Here is a 13,710-nt window from a genome sequence, read left to right as displayed (position 1 = left end):
ATATCTATTATTTCATCCTATTAAATTTTGATGTCTCAGTACCTCATAATCTTCGTCACCATGAAATTTCAGACGGCTCTTCGTCGTCATCATTGACATCAATAGTTTTAGCATTTGAATTAATATATTCTTTTGAATATCATATTTATTAGCAAAGATAATTAAACAAGGAGGCCTTGATTTTGATATGAAAGGGGCTCAAATTATTAAAACAAATGAACCATTAGTAATTAATGAAGTTGAAAAACCCAAACCTGAAGGGAATCAAGTTTTGGTCAAAGTCGTAGCATCTGGGGTATGTCATAGCGATCTCCATTTATGGGAGGGAGGATATGCCGGCCCAAAAGGCGTCTTTATGAAGGTTGAGGATAGAGGTGTTAAATTTCCTCTTATACCCGGCCATGAAATATCTGGAACAATAGAAGAAGTGGGTAATGCTGTAAATAATTTTAATTTAGGTGACAGGGTATTGGTTTATCCATGGCTAGGGGACAGAACCTGTCCTGCTTGCATATCAGGAGAACAAAACCTATGTGATAATCCACGAACTCTTGGAATTTATCAAAGTGGCGGATATGCGCAATATGTTTTAATTCCAGATTCAAAGTTTCTGATTAAACTTGAACGGCTTGACTTTGATTCTGCTTCGTCACTGGCCTGCTCGGGGTTGACAGCATATAATGCGGTAAAAAAAGCAAAGCCTATACCAAGTCTAGAAGATAATCATAATATTGTAATAGTAGGGGCTGGTGGACTAGGGCTGATGGCTGTACAAGTCGCTGAAGCTATTTACAAATCAAGAATAACTGTTATCGATGTGAATGATCAAAAATTGGCAGAAGCAAAAAAGCTTGGGGCAGACAACATTATTAATACTAAAGAGAAACAAGATGTGGTAAAAGAAGTCAAAGATCTTACCAATGGATCGGGAACAGATGTGGTCTTGGACTTTGTAAATAATAACATTACATCTGTGAATTCATTTAACATGTTACGGAAAAGGGGCAAGCTAATTATGGTTGGATTATTTGGTGGATCGATGGAACTTAACTTACCAATGATTCCTTTGAGAGGATATACTTTGACAGGAGCTTATACGGGAACATTTCAGGATTTAACAGAATTGGTAACCCTTGCGTCTGACGGAAAAGTACGCACAGTCTTAGATAAAAGATTCTCTCTTGACCAGGTCAATGAGGCTTTAAATGATTTGAAGAACGGTAAAATCATTGGACGGGCCATAATAAATCCTAATTAAAAAAATCTTCATTTGTTTGTATCCCGCGAGCAGGATTTACTCCAAAAAATAATCTCTTATTTTTTGTTTGAGCCTGCGACTCTTCGGTTACTGTTGAATGTAAGCCTGATAGGCTGATGTACGATTAGCAATAATCTGCCAACAACTACAGCCGAAAGCTCTACCAGGCTGAGCTACCGCGGGATAGGTAATTTTTAATAGAAATGATATATAATCTAATCGTAAAGCCATAAATCAATGAATATATAGTGTTTTTTAGTCAATAATATATCTTAATGAAATTGGATATTGCCCGTAATAAAGTAATATTCATAATTCTATTGTCCATTGGATTTACTTTTGCAATGTACTTGGTATTGAGTTATTCATTAAGTCAACCCAATTCTACCTCTGGCAAGCTCATCCCAGAAGAAGCTTATATAATAATTCTACACGACGTTTTTAATCAATCCATGGATCAACTAAGAAATATCACATTTGAAGATCTTGATCAGAAATTTACATCTACATATGTAATGGTAAAAGCTAATGGAACTGTATATCAAGCAGATAAAACTACTCACGAACTAGGCAAAATACTGGGCAATACCGTTGAGCCCTTAACGGGCGGTATTCATTATGGCTGGGAAATTACGGCAAATAATACAAAATACTACGTCGATTCTACAAGTGGTCAGATGATCTCTTATCCAGAGAAATCCAATCAGAATCAGAATTCAAATTAAAAACGCAGACCCGAATCAAGCTCAACAAACAGGTCAAGCATTAAATAAGAAATTATTTTGTCAGCACCAGCCCTCCTTAAACTTTTGAGATATTGGACTATCCATTCATGCTGGTTAATGGGGTCTATTTTTGACCCTGCTTTTAATAATGCATACTCTCCTGAGACATTCTGAACCACCAAAGGGACGTCTATAATTTTTTTAATTGATCTTATTAAATCCATATACCACAATGAAGGTTTTATCATTACCCAGTCCGCACCCTCCTTCACATCATGCAGAATTTCTCTTGCCGATTCCTTAGGATTGTTGAAATTACTTTGATAACCTGATTTGTCTATGAAGCTAGCGTTAAGATAGTTATAATTACGAAATGGGGAGTATAGACAAGAATTATGTTTAGCTGAATAACTCATTATCTTGACATTATTAAACCCATTTTGATTTAACAAATTTGAAAGGTACATTATTTGACCATCCATCATTGAAGAAGGAGCTATGAAATCGGAACCACTCTCGCAGTGACTCAATGAAATTTTTCCGAGAATATCTAGAGTCTTGTCATTATCTATTCTTGTTTCAATCCTGTATTGTTTAATATTCTCTGGGAACATTTTTGTAACACCACAATGACCGCTTGTATTGTATTGGCATACACATACGTCTGAGAGAATGTTAAATTTCCTCTCAAAATTTTTTTTTATCGTTTGGATTGCCCTCTGAGTCACACCGTTCTTATTAAAAGATTCACTTCCCAACCTGTTTCTATTTCTAGGAATCCCAAATAATAACAAATTAGTGATTTTAAGATGAGCTAACTCTTCAAACCGAATGGTCAAGTTCTTCGAAAATACCTTTGAGCTGTTCATGTAGCCTGACTTTAAGCTTTGTTTGTAGGCATGCTCATCCTCATAAACGAATACTGGAAAAATCAGGTCATCCTGTATACGTTGAAGAAATGTCAATAGATTTTTAATAAGTGGACCAAATGATATATTAAATCTAACTGACAGGGAGAGAATAAATGGCATTGGTATAAACTTTTGTGAATTGTCTTCTTTGATAGAATTCTATCTTATGGTCGCTATATAGTGCCTGAAGCCCTAGATAATTCAAATTATTAATTATGGCATATGCGACTGCAAAATCTATAATTCTAGAAGCGATACCCTTATTTCGATACTTCTGATTGGTACCTAAACAGTAAAGGCCTAGGACGTTATTTGTGGGAAAAAACATGCAGCATCCCATTGGCTCTAAATTCAGCTGATTTATGTTATCTATGGATTTTTGCTCAGATAAAATAAATTTGCTATTCCTAAAATTCTCTTTATGAAGAATAGTACGAATAATATTTCTTTTTTCCATCGCAATTCCAAATGATGAGATATAAACATCAATCCATTCATCCAATTCACCTGAGGTCTCGACCACCTTATACGTTTCTCCATTTAAGAGTGATTTTTGTGCCCCAAATTCTTTAATTGAAAAGGATTCTCGATTATTAACCACTCGGACTAATCCTATCAATTTATCAATTTCCCTAAAGCCATTCTTTTCCAATATTGATTTATGAGATGAATAGTTATCATCGATATGTACATACACAGTAGGTATCTGCTTTTTAGAAATTTCTTTCAAACTTGATACGTTTGACAATATTTCCTTTTCTTGTGTGTTAGAATCCTCACTTCCGTCAACTAAGAAGACACGATTAAGAAAATAGTCGTCTCCTAAATCCCCATTAGCTAAAATATGGACGGAATTTTTTAATTCGATTGCCTTATCACTCCAATTCTTACAGAATTCAAGTTCATTTGATCTCAGTTTTTCAATTATAGTACAATCCAAGTAGATCGGTCATCTTCTTTACGTAACTAGCACTTTCTAGACCTCTTATACACTTTATTATATGACTGATTGCTGATTTTGTGTCATAATTATTGTTCAAGATTCTCAAAAACTCGGAAAATTTTTGTGTATCAGATTCATTCACTGATTGTAGTAAATTTTCGGTTTTAAAAGATTCCGACATAAAATATGACGAAATTTCATTATCTATCTGAACCGCATTCCTCAATTTCCTACCATTGAAACTAAGGTCTTTGTTATAGTGCTCAAGCAAGAACAGAATTTTTAAGGAATTTGGAGAATACTTGTTTAGGAAATCACTGATAGTGATAGTATTGCCTCTGGAATTGGACATCTTCTTAGACTTGATCTTTAATATGCCTATGTGAATCCACTGTGGTTTTTTTTCACTCAGGTGATTAATCTTTTGGATCTGATGAGATATTTTAAAAATGAATTCGTGGTGAGGATACATTAACTCTTCGGCCCCACCATGTATATCGTAATTATTGTTAAAAACAGATTTTATGATTTGAAAATCTTGATAATGCCATCCAGGGATTCCGCTTACTAGATTCCTAAAGTAGAATTCAGCGCGATCATTACCCTTTATAGGGAGATCATAAAAATTTTCAGCATTCCAAAGCATTATATCTTTTTGATTTAATTTACCTGGCGAGATATCAATTGGCATATCATTCAATTGTTCTGCTGTGAAGCCAAAAGGACTCTGCACATCTGAATCTATTCTAAGATAAATATTCCCTCCATAAGAATAAACCTTCTTGAGTTTTACTAAGTTTATTATTTGGTTCATCATTTGAAATTGGAAATTAGATACTCGGGTGAATGTAAAGTTCTTTATAACCTTTAATTGTTGTAAATCCTTAATTAGTTGTGTCAGGTGAGGTAAAGTTATACTGTCAGGTAAGATAATATTATCAGATGCCATCATTTTATCGAATATTTTCGGATCAATATCAGTCAATTGTACGACAGCAATTGGAGATAGCCCCAGATATTTGAAATAATTGATCAAAAAATTAAAAAAAATAAAGATTCTCGCATGTCCCAAATGACTTTTTTCATATAACGTTGGACCACAGATAAAAATTTTCAAATTTTTTTGTGCTTTAATCAAAAAAGTACACTAAAGTATTTTACTGATTGGACATACAGAAGGTGACAAGAAATTCAAATACAGAATGCCATACATTTTCTATGAAATATTCTTAACATTACCAGCATTTCTATTGTCATACCTTTTTAGAGTGTTTACTATCATGCAAACATCATCCTTGTTATTACAAATTCGACCTATTTTGATACAGTCTCGTATATCTCTGGATTTCAGTTTATTCCAAACCAATTGAGCAATGAGAGTCGAGATTTCAAAATCAGTATTGCACTCAGTTGCTAAAATATGGTTTGATATTTTCTCAAATGTAGCGTAATCATATTTCTTAAAATAAAGCACAAAGAAACGAGAAAGTAAAGGTGTTAAAAGTTTTTTTTCGTCATTGCAGGATGCAAATACCCACGTCCTCATGATTGATTTTCGAGTCTTTTCATATTTGGTTTCACTTAATATACCCGTTTCCATTAAGCTTAATAAAGCGGCCTGATCCTTGATCGCCATATATTCAATTTCATCGATAATTAGATTTTTTGGTCTGTTATTAAACAAGTAATCTAACATTCCTGCCTTTGTGCTATGGCTACCCAATGTAAAATACGAACGAGAAAGCTTCATACATTCCATTAAGAATAGCGTTTTAGCCGATCCAGGCGGACCCACTAACAGTATATGGACTGGTAACGATGAATTAAATGCATATTTAAAAATCCTTTTAATGTCATCGTATCCAACTATGTTTGCAAATAAGTTTTCTGATAATTCCATGAAATCTTTTTCAATCAGAAATACCTCCGAGTTATCAGGATCATTCTTATTTTCCATTCTCTTTTTGAGCTTATGACTTTTACCTTTGCTAATTGAATTCATTTCATTCCTTTGCGCATCAGTAGAACGATCTTGCATGAAATTTAATAACCAGTAATCTATAAAAATATGCTTGTAAAGTGAAGTACATTATTTCTGCTTTTACAAGTTAAGACTTTTCGACTTCGTTCTATCTATTCCCTTATCATAGGAAAGTTCACTCCTATCACAATAATGTCGAAAAGTTCCCAGCTCTTTGGAGGTATAATTTTATTTATTTTTTCTCTTGATAACATGGTAATATATAAAACTCATGTAAATATGGGTGAATTTAAGTTCAAAGCAATGTATATAGAATTTTGAGTGTAGAATAAGACTTCTGATCGTTAGGAATGACACGGGGTTATAAATAAACTATAATTTAGTCGTTGTGTATGCATAATATCTTGATTTTTATCTTGATCATGAATAGGGGATTAAGAAATAATATAGCATTACCTCGATAGACAATATTTGTTGAGAAAAAACAAACCGATTGTCTTGGTAACAAGACCGATTTCTGAAGTAGGCTTAAACATCTTAAAGACTGATTGTGAAATAATCATTAATCAAAAAAAGGCACCTCTTCGATATCGAGAATTGATGGATAATGCGAAGGGCGTTGATGCAATTTTGTGCTTTCTTAATGATAAGATTGACAAGCAAATAATGGATATTGCTGGTAGATCACTTAAAGTGATAAGCACTTTCAGTACTGGCTATGAACATATCGATGTCTCAGAAGCACGCAGGAGACAAATAAAGATAGGATATACGGGGAACATCCTTACCGAAACAACAGCTGATTTGGGATTTGGGTTAATGCTTTGTGTTGGGAGAAGACTAGTGGAGGCCGATAAATATCTGAGAAAAGGTAAATGGAAATATGGCTGGAATCCCGATCTAATGATTGGAATGGACTTACATCACAAAACACTGGGAGTCATAGGGATGGGAAAAATTGGCAGAGCAATTTGTAGGCGTGCAATTGGATTTGGGATGAAAATATTATTCACACAAAGGAATTTCAATCAAAATGATATTGGGGATGACAAATTGCTCGACAAACTGGAATATTGTAATTTACAAACACTTATTTCATATTCAGACTATATCATAATTTGCTGTACGTTAAATAAAGACAGCTATCACTTAATAGATTATGAAAAGATCAAATTGATGAAAAATAATGCCTGTTTGGTAAATATATCAAGAGGCAAAATTGTTAAAGAGGAAGATTTGATTCGCGGCTTAAAGGAGAAGTTGATTGCAGGAGCTGGTCTAGATGTCTTTGAGGACGAGCCAATACGGAGTAACAATCCATTGCTTAAAATGCATAATGTAGTTCTATTACCACATATAGGTAGTGCAAGTTTTGATACTCGAAATAAAATGGCGGAAATTGCTGCCTCAAACATAATTCACGTACTGAGAGGCCAGGAAGACAAGGCATTATTATTGGAATGACGATATTATTAAAAACTATATATTTAGCCTCTTACTCCTGACCTCTTCTTTATCTTCTTGATTGCCTTTGATACAGTCCGTGTGAATAATTTTTATATTTGTCAATCTTATTTTGCCCGAAGGAATAGCGTTATCTTTTTGGAGTAAATGAAATTTATTCTCTAATATGACTCTGTGGTCAGAACAGGTTAATCCTATCATAAATGTACTGTCGTCTATCTCATCTTCTACCTCGATAATAAATTCAGGTGGAAGAGGGCATTTATTACCTTCTGATACAAAAGAACAATGCTCAGGGATCAACTATTGAAACAATTCACCTTATCCAATTAAAGTTCTTTGTTTCTCAGGATAGTATAGACGACCTAAAGCTTATCTACCACTATCAAATTGGATGTAGTATATGTTTTAATCATCCTATTGACTGGTTACTCTTTGAATGGATATAGCAGTGTTAATAGCAAACTACATTTGAGAAATCAGAAGTTTGATTATTCTAATATAATAACTTTATCAGTTTTTTATTACCCTGAGCCCAACCCCCATATACTATTTACTATCCTGATGCGATATCAACTTAATTTGTCCATGGGTTATGTTTTCCTCCTAGAACTTGATTTATCCTCTCATTAATGCAGATAGCGAGGAAATAAAATATATACAATTTATAACGTTTTATGTAGTTGTATTATTGTATCGATGAATCAATTAAATAATAATCTAAATAAGATAACTCATAAAATTTCAGAAGAGGGTGCACCTGTTTTAGAACGATTAATTGAGAAGTTAACAGGAAAGGGTGCAATAATTACTTATTCATTTAATAACCTCAAAATAGAGATGCCCACAGCAAAAGGTCCTGAAGGACGCCAGATTGGTGGTGGTAATCTTAATGTAAACGGTACTCTTCGCATTTCAGCCGAAGTTCATAAGAAAAATAATGTTAGAGTTGAAGGAAAGAAAGGTTATGAAATGCCAAGCAAAGTGGATATTCGAGGCTATGAAAGCAATAATGACGTCATACATTGATATCATGCAGCTTCAATTATTTGAGAAGCTAGATTCGACGGACTTCCACACAAATGATTGAGATAGGTTGAATTGGCTGACATCGATGATATAACAATTGAGAGTCCGAGTTATTTCTTAATTGACAAGTTAGTAAAAACTCTTAAAACAGTAAAAAGTGGAAAATTACATATTAAAATCCAGAATAAATTAGCTATAGATATGATTGCTACTTCTGATAAGGAATCAAACAAATTTGATATTAATATGGTAGAACCTGAATTATTTGAATTAGTTAAAGAGAATCTTAGTGATACTTATAATGATAAAAGTGTACGAGGTCAGAATGAAACTGAAAGTTCAGTAGATAAACTATTAGATAAACTAGATGACGCCAAGGAATTTATACACACAATGACTGATAAGGATTCTAGTCTCCAACTGCAGTTGAATTTGGCTAAGAAGTTGGCCCGTAAATTGACAGAAAATAACATGACGGTTGTGGTAATGCGAAAAGGTAAGGAGGCATTAATATTAGGAAAGGAAGCAAAGCCAACTGTATCAAAGATCATTTCAGGTAGTGATGACATGCAGATTAAAAGTGTCATTGAATCATCCAAGCTTATTAACGATATTAACCCCGAAGACTAGCAGACAATTATCCTATCGTTGTCGGTTACAAAATTATATAAAAAATAAGATTCCGACGTATATATTTGAACTTCAGTGAAATGGCAGGGTTCGGTTTTATTTTTATAAAACAATACATCCTGTATAATTTATATGTAATCTTCCCTACTGCTTATGCTTAGTTACGCTACATGCCAGACAATACTATTGTTATAGTTAATCCTAATTCTAATGGTGGTCAAACAGGAAAAAACTGGGACTCTATTGAACAAATATTAAGCAAGTATTTTGGTAATGACTTAAAATTCGTATTCACAATTAAAACAGGAGATGGGACGTTGCTCACTCGCAAGCATCTAGAGCAAGGAGCTACTCATATAATACCAATAGGTGGTGACGGGATAATAAATGAAGTTACTAATGGATTTTTCAAAGAAAATATCAATAGAAGTCTGGACTCTGCAGATTTTAAAAATATCAAGAATGACGAGTTGCTAGCGATTACTGATGTCGAACCAATCAATCCAGACGCGGTCTTGATGATACTTCCAGGAGGAACGCGCAATGTATTGGTCAAGTCTTTGGGTTTACCTCCGGATTTTGAGGAATGTTGTAAGGTCCTAACAGGATCTAATAATATTAAAAAGATTGATATTATTGCTGCATTAGTGATGGCCAGTAGGGAGCAATATCCAAAATCTGAATTTAGATTATTCCTAAATGCTGCTGAGATAGGATTGGGAGCAGAAATTATCGATAAATCTAAACTGGTAAGAGATCAAATCGGTAGTCGAATACTTTCGACTGTTACAGGAATAATTGCAACTTTACCTACCTACAAAAGCAATATATGTGAAATTATCGAGGGGACACTTGAAGGCAACGGTACAAGTAATAGACTGTTGACGAAAATGACCATGGGTATGGTATCTAATGGCAGTTTTTTAGGAGGGGGATTCCAAGTTGCAACTAAGGCAGACATGGCAGATGGACTATTAGATACAATAGTAATAAAAAATTCGGATAGCTTCAAAATCCTAAATAAATTGATAAATATAAAAAAGGGGGAAGAGGCCATTGATAATGAGGATGATATCTATTATGGTCAGTCTCAAACAGCAAGATGGATAACTGAAATTCAAAATAATATAATTGTAACAGTTGATGGAGAACCTATCGGAATTTTACCAGGCATATTTAGGATCCATCCCCAAAATTTAGCTATTCGTTTGTGAATCACTTAATTTATTGATATTTACATATGGCTCATTGTATTTTCGTTGCAAGGAGTCGATTTACTCTTAGTTTGCAAAATCTTAACAGCCGTGTGGATTTGTTTGCAATTATTAGCCCACTGTGATTCAGTAATTTGAGATTATTATAAAGATAGTCACCAGGTCATAAGACGGATCAGCCCTTATATAGAATGTTGTTCTAAAATTTTTAAACATGGTCAAGATCAGTTTAGATGATAACAATTTATCTAAAATGCAACAGTTCTCTAAGATAGGGATCGATCGCTCATGTGAGAAAATTAGCGCCTATTTAACTGATGAAAGTATAAAAATTGTAATGTATTATGAGTTACCTATATTGAGGACGAATACTGGACAAGCGAATAATGAAATAATCGCTGGCGGATTTCGAAATGAAATTAATTAAAGATCAAGAAAAACCTAAAAATATATTGGTTATGGAGGCAGTTATCTTCCAACCTATTTTATTGATGTGTTTAAGAGGCTCATCAATTCAGATGATTAATCTTAATATTCAAAGACTATTACCCATCTCAAGCGAATTGATCAAAAAATACTTGTTTTACTTAATTGAATATGGACTAATATCTTATGACGGTAACAGCCGATCATATTTTTCTAGTAATGAGGGAATAACCCTGCTAGTCAAAATAGAGCGCAAGAAAGTGACGGAGAAACTAACTACAAGTGACCTGCTTTTATGTTTGGAATAAACCATCTAAACTTAGCTAATGATCAAGGGATAGATAGTAATAAATCTGGTCTTCCAAATGGTATCTAGCCGTCTCTCTTATTCACATAGAATAATGAATTTCGATACAATTTAAATATCTGCACATAGTTAGTAACTCACCATCATAGACTTGGCTATTTATGCTATTTATGCTGTGTCTAATAAAAGAAATACTGATTTTATTGTTGATCATCGACAACAGGAGACAACGAATTTGAAAGTGAATACGGAATTAAGATATGATCTTCTGTACGATAATATATTCCTACAAATGAAGTACGAACAGGTAAATTTGTATCTACGATGGATGAGAAATCCGCTGAACTAAAAAAAAATGAGGAGTGGAATGATCAATTGCTTTCAGATTTAAAGTCCTTGGAAGATGAAGCAAGCAGGATAATTTTTTTACATATTGACTGATTTATTCAGATGTTATTTAACGAATGCCGGATCAAAGTTAGTTTATCAAGAATTACGTCTCTTCTTATATAATTTTACTTTTAAAGGTAAATCCCTTTTTGATCAAAAAAACAAGAGGACGGCACGATATATTGTCCTCTCTACTTTATATTATTGAACTGAGATTCATCAACTATAAGTTGAAAGGAATTTTATTTGATATGGACGGCGTCCTGATAGATGCAATGCCTTTTCATGCAGAGGCTTTCCAGATTGCATTTAAAGAAATTGTCAAACTTGAGATAGACAAAAGAGACGTGTTCTTACTTGAGGGAATGCCCGGTCCAGGCCTCATCAAGAAAATTTTCGAAAGAAATAATCTCAAAACACCTGATGAAAAACTTGTTGAAAGTATTAGTAATAGGAAAAAAGAATTATTTGAACAGCACCAAAGAGCGACAATTTTTTCAGGAGTAACCGAATTAATTGAATTAATTAATTGTGAGAATTGCTTAAAAGCTGTGGTAAGTGGGGCATCTAAAAGTGAGGTTGAATCGCTGTTAAAACAAAATAACCTTGATAAATTTGATTTAATTATATCCGGCGATGACTTGGAAGAAGGGAAACCAAGTCCAGAGCCGTTTAGCACGGCCCTTTCTAAACTTAGCCTTAGTCCTTCAGAAGCCTTAGTTGTAGAAAATTCACCACTAGGTGTTAATTCAGCTGCAAAGGCCAAGATTCAATATATCATTACACTTAACAACACACCCCTTGAATTATCAGATTTTTATGATAATCCAAATGAAATCGAATTTGAAAGGAAAAGGGTTTTTAAAGATACTCAATCAGCTACAAAATTTTTAGTAGATTGGTGCTGTCATGATGATAACTTATTAGAACATAAATAAATGATACTCTTCTAGAGGTACTAAATTTAGTCAAGCTCATAATAGAGAACATTTCCGACCTTGTTAATTGTTTGTGAGAGAAGTTACACCGTGTGATATCATCTCTAAAGGGATAACTTATTGGTTTAAGTTGATAATTATTATTTTGGAAAATTTACTTTTTTATATGTCGAATATTACTGAGTATCGAAAAGGTTCTTTAAACTTCGGGTAAATTAAAAAATTTTCCTTAATCTTTGCCCTTGTAGCAAGAAGGATGTTTATCAATCTTTCATTTGAATTAAAGGTACTACCTTCTATTTCATATTTATAGTAAATACTAGACTATTATGATCAGACCGCGAGTACTCTTTTAAAACAGGATTAAAACAATTTACCTTTGCTATGAAACCATAGTGATGAGATTGCTATGTTTACAAGTTCAATACGAGAATATCCCAAAATCTTCAATTAGGATAAATATTTGTGTATATGGTATATTAAGTATAATGATCGTCTTTGTATTAATTGGCAAGTTATTAATTTAAATTATTAGAAATAATTATAGTGTGGATCATATGCGACTTAGTGCGTCAGAGGAGGGTAGTAATGATTGAATGAAAAAAAGATTTTAGAAAAAATTGCAAGATTTATGAAAAAGGAGGTAAAGTCAAGAAACGCAAAATGTGTTGTCATTGGAATTAGCGGTGGAATAGATTCGACCCTTACCGCTTATCTCTCAGCCTATTCTCTAGGATCTGATAAAGTTCTCGGTCTATTACTTCCTGACTATTCTGTAACGCCAAAGACCGATGTAAAGCATGGACTAGAAATCTCAAAAAAATTGAATATTAATTATGAGTTGATAGATATTGGCAAGGGTAAAAATCAGATCGTAAAGAACTTTCCTCGGAATAAGCTAGCAAAAGCCAACTTTCTTGTTAGACTCAGGATGGCTATTCTCTACTACTACGCTGCAGCCGAAGGAGGAATAGTAGTAGGAACAGCAGACAAAACTGAATTGCAACTTGGTTATTTCACAAAATTTGGAGATGGCGGAGCAGACATATTTCCAATTGCAGACTTGTATAAAACAGAAGTTAGGAAAATCGCCAGCTACATAGGTGTACCTAATGATATTATTAAAAAGCAAAGTAGTGCAAGACTTTGGAAGGGACAGACCGCCGAAGGTGAAATAGGTGTATCATATGATATTATTGACAAAATTCTTGATCAAATAAATTTTAATAAAATCTTAAAAAATACGCCAGTCCCTGAGATAAGTGGAGTGGATGGAAAAAACGTGAAGACAGTTATTGAGTGGATAAAAAGTAACAGACACAAACATGAGTTACCAATTCCTATGTGTAAACTGAATTTTAAGTAAAGGGCTCGTTTTTATTAATGATTTTTCAATCTTTTTTTGAAGCAATCAAAAAAAAATCAAGTGGCTATTATATATATATTGCTATATAACAACTTATTTCAAAATGTTACTGTCCTGATCAATTAACA

At 33.5% G+C, this 13,710-nt stretch carries 15 protein-coding genes and 1 tRNA gene; 10 read left to right on the top strand and 6 right to left on the bottom strand.

From position 1 onward, the window contains the following. The first annotated feature begins 187 nt into the window (after positions 1-187). A complete protein-coding gene (locus AB0A59_RS05675; protein ID WP_458747121.1) occupies positions 188-1,258 on the top strand; it encodes an alcohol dehydrogenase in 1,071 nt (356 codons plus the stop codon). Between the two features lie 21 nt (positions 1,259-1,279). Here the strand turns inward: AB0A59_RS05675 and AB0A59_RS05670 are convergent. Further along, positions 1,280-1,441: transfer RNA gene (locus tag AB0A59_RS05670), tRNA-Tyr, on the bottom strand. Between the two features lie 92 nt (positions 1,442-1,533). On the opposite strand from AB0A59_RS05670, the gene AB0A59_RS05665 reads away from it, so the two are divergent. After that, positions 1,534-1,983 (top strand): hypothetical protein, encoded by a 450-nt coding sequence (locus AB0A59_RS05665; RefSeq protein ID WP_458747120.1) that lies wholly within the window; start codon positions 1,534-1,536, stop codon positions 1,981-1,983. Here the strand turns inward: AB0A59_RS05665 and AB0A59_RS05660 are convergent. The 4 genes from AB0A59_RS05660 to AB0A59_RS05645 all read right to left on the bottom strand — a co-directional run bounded on the left by AB0A59_RS05660 (position 1,980) and on the right by AB0A59_RS05645 (position 5,875). After that, a complete protein-coding gene (locus AB0A59_RS05660) occupies positions 1,980-2,948 on the bottom strand; it encodes a porphobilinogen synthase (RefSeq protein ID WP_458747119.1) in 969 nt (322 codons plus the stop codon). The two genes, AB0A59_RS05665 and AB0A59_RS05660, sit on opposite strands and share 4 nt — an antisense overlap. A gap of 37 nt (positions 2,949-2,985) precedes the next feature. Beyond that, positions 2,986-3,834: a GNAT family N-acetyltransferase gene (locus AB0A59_RS05655; RefSeq protein ID WP_458747118.1), complete on the bottom strand. Its 849-nt coding sequence runs from the start codon at positions 3,832-3,834 to the stop codon at positions 2,986-2,988. Further along, a complete protein-coding gene (locus AB0A59_RS05650) occupies positions 3,815-4,954 on the bottom strand; it encodes a hypothetical protein (protein ID WP_458747567.1) in 1,140 nt (379 codons plus the stop codon). Before AB0A59_RS05650 ends, AB0A59_RS05655 begins: the two co-directional genes overlap by 20 nt. Positions 4,955-5,053: 99 nt before the next feature. Beyond that, positions 5,054-5,875 carry an AAA family ATPase gene (locus tag AB0A59_RS05645; protein WP_458747117.1) on the bottom strand — a complete coding sequence of 274 codons (822 nt, stop codon included), beginning with the start codon at positions 5,873-5,875 and terminating at the stop codon, positions 5,054-5,056. Positions 5,876-6,292: 417 nt separating this feature from the next. Between AB0A59_RS05645 and AB0A59_RS05640 the strand changes: the two genes are divergently transcribed. After that, positions 6,293-7,282 carry a 2-hydroxyacid dehydrogenase gene (locus tag AB0A59_RS05640; protein WP_458747116.1) on the top strand — a complete coding sequence of 330 codons (990 nt, stop codon included), beginning with the start codon at positions 6,293-6,295 and terminating at the stop codon, positions 7,280-7,282. A 15-nt stretch (positions 7,283-7,297) separates the two neighbouring features. Here AB0A59_RS05640 and AB0A59_RS05635 read toward each other — a convergent pair whose 3' ends face one another. Next, complete coding sequence (locus AB0A59_RS05635) at positions 7,298-7,585, bottom strand: hypothetical protein (RefSeq protein ID WP_458747115.1); 288 nt, start codon at positions 7,583-7,585, stop codon at positions 7,298-7,300. Positions 7,586-7,981: 396 nt separating this feature from the next. Between AB0A59_RS05635 and AB0A59_RS05630 the strand changes: the two genes are divergently transcribed. The 7 genes from AB0A59_RS05630 to AB0A59_RS05600 all read left to right on the top strand — a co-directional run bounded on the left by AB0A59_RS05630 (position 7,982) and on the right by AB0A59_RS05600 (position 13,582). Continuing rightward, positions 7,982-8,311: a hypothetical protein gene (locus tag AB0A59_RS05630; RefSeq protein ID WP_458747114.1), complete on the top strand. Its 330-nt coding sequence runs from the start codon at positions 7,982-7,984 to the stop codon at positions 8,309-8,311. 72 nt (positions 8,312-8,383) lie between these two features. Continuing rightward, positions 8,384-8,941 (top strand): hypothetical protein, encoded by a 558-nt coding sequence (locus AB0A59_RS05625; RefSeq protein WP_458747113.1) that lies wholly within the window; start codon positions 8,384-8,386, stop codon positions 8,939-8,941. 170 nt (positions 8,942-9,111) lie between these two features. Continuing rightward, the gene (locus tag AB0A59_RS05620; RefSeq protein WP_458747112.1) at positions 9,112-10,155 is read left to right on the top strand and encodes a diacylglycerol/lipid kinase family protein; all 1,044 of its coding nucleotides are present in this window, start codon (positions 9,112-9,114) and stop codon (positions 10,153-10,155) included. A 214-nt stretch (positions 10,156-10,369) separates the two neighbouring features. Further along, the gene (locus AB0A59_RS05615; RefSeq protein WP_458747111.1) at positions 10,370-10,582 is read left to right on the top strand and encodes a hypothetical protein; all 213 of its coding nucleotides are present in this window, start codon (positions 10,370-10,372) and stop codon (positions 10,580-10,582) included. Then, positions 10,569-10,889: a hypothetical protein gene (locus tag AB0A59_RS05610; protein WP_458747110.1), complete on the top strand. Its 321-nt coding sequence runs from the start codon at positions 10,569-10,571 to the stop codon at positions 10,887-10,889. The genes AB0A59_RS05615 and AB0A59_RS05610 overlap by 14 nt, the downstream gene beginning before the upstream one ends. 571 nt (positions 10,890-11,460) lie before the next feature. Beyond that, the gene (locus AB0A59_RS05605; RefSeq protein ID WP_458747109.1) at positions 11,461-12,216 is read left to right on the top strand and encodes an HAD family hydrolase; all 756 of its coding nucleotides are present in this window, start codon (positions 11,461-11,463) and stop codon (positions 12,214-12,216) included. 592 nt (positions 12,217-12,808) lie between these two features. Then, on the top strand, positions 12,809-13,582 hold the full coding sequence (locus AB0A59_RS05600) for an NAD+ synthase (protein ID WP_458747108.1): 774 nt from the start codon (positions 12,809-12,811) through the stop codon (positions 13,580-13,582). Positions 13,583-13,710 lie beyond the last annotated feature (128 nt).

Source organism: Candidatus Nitrosocosmicus sp. T, from assembly GCF_054408485.1.
This window is presented reverse-complemented; position numbering and strand designations above follow the sequence as displayed.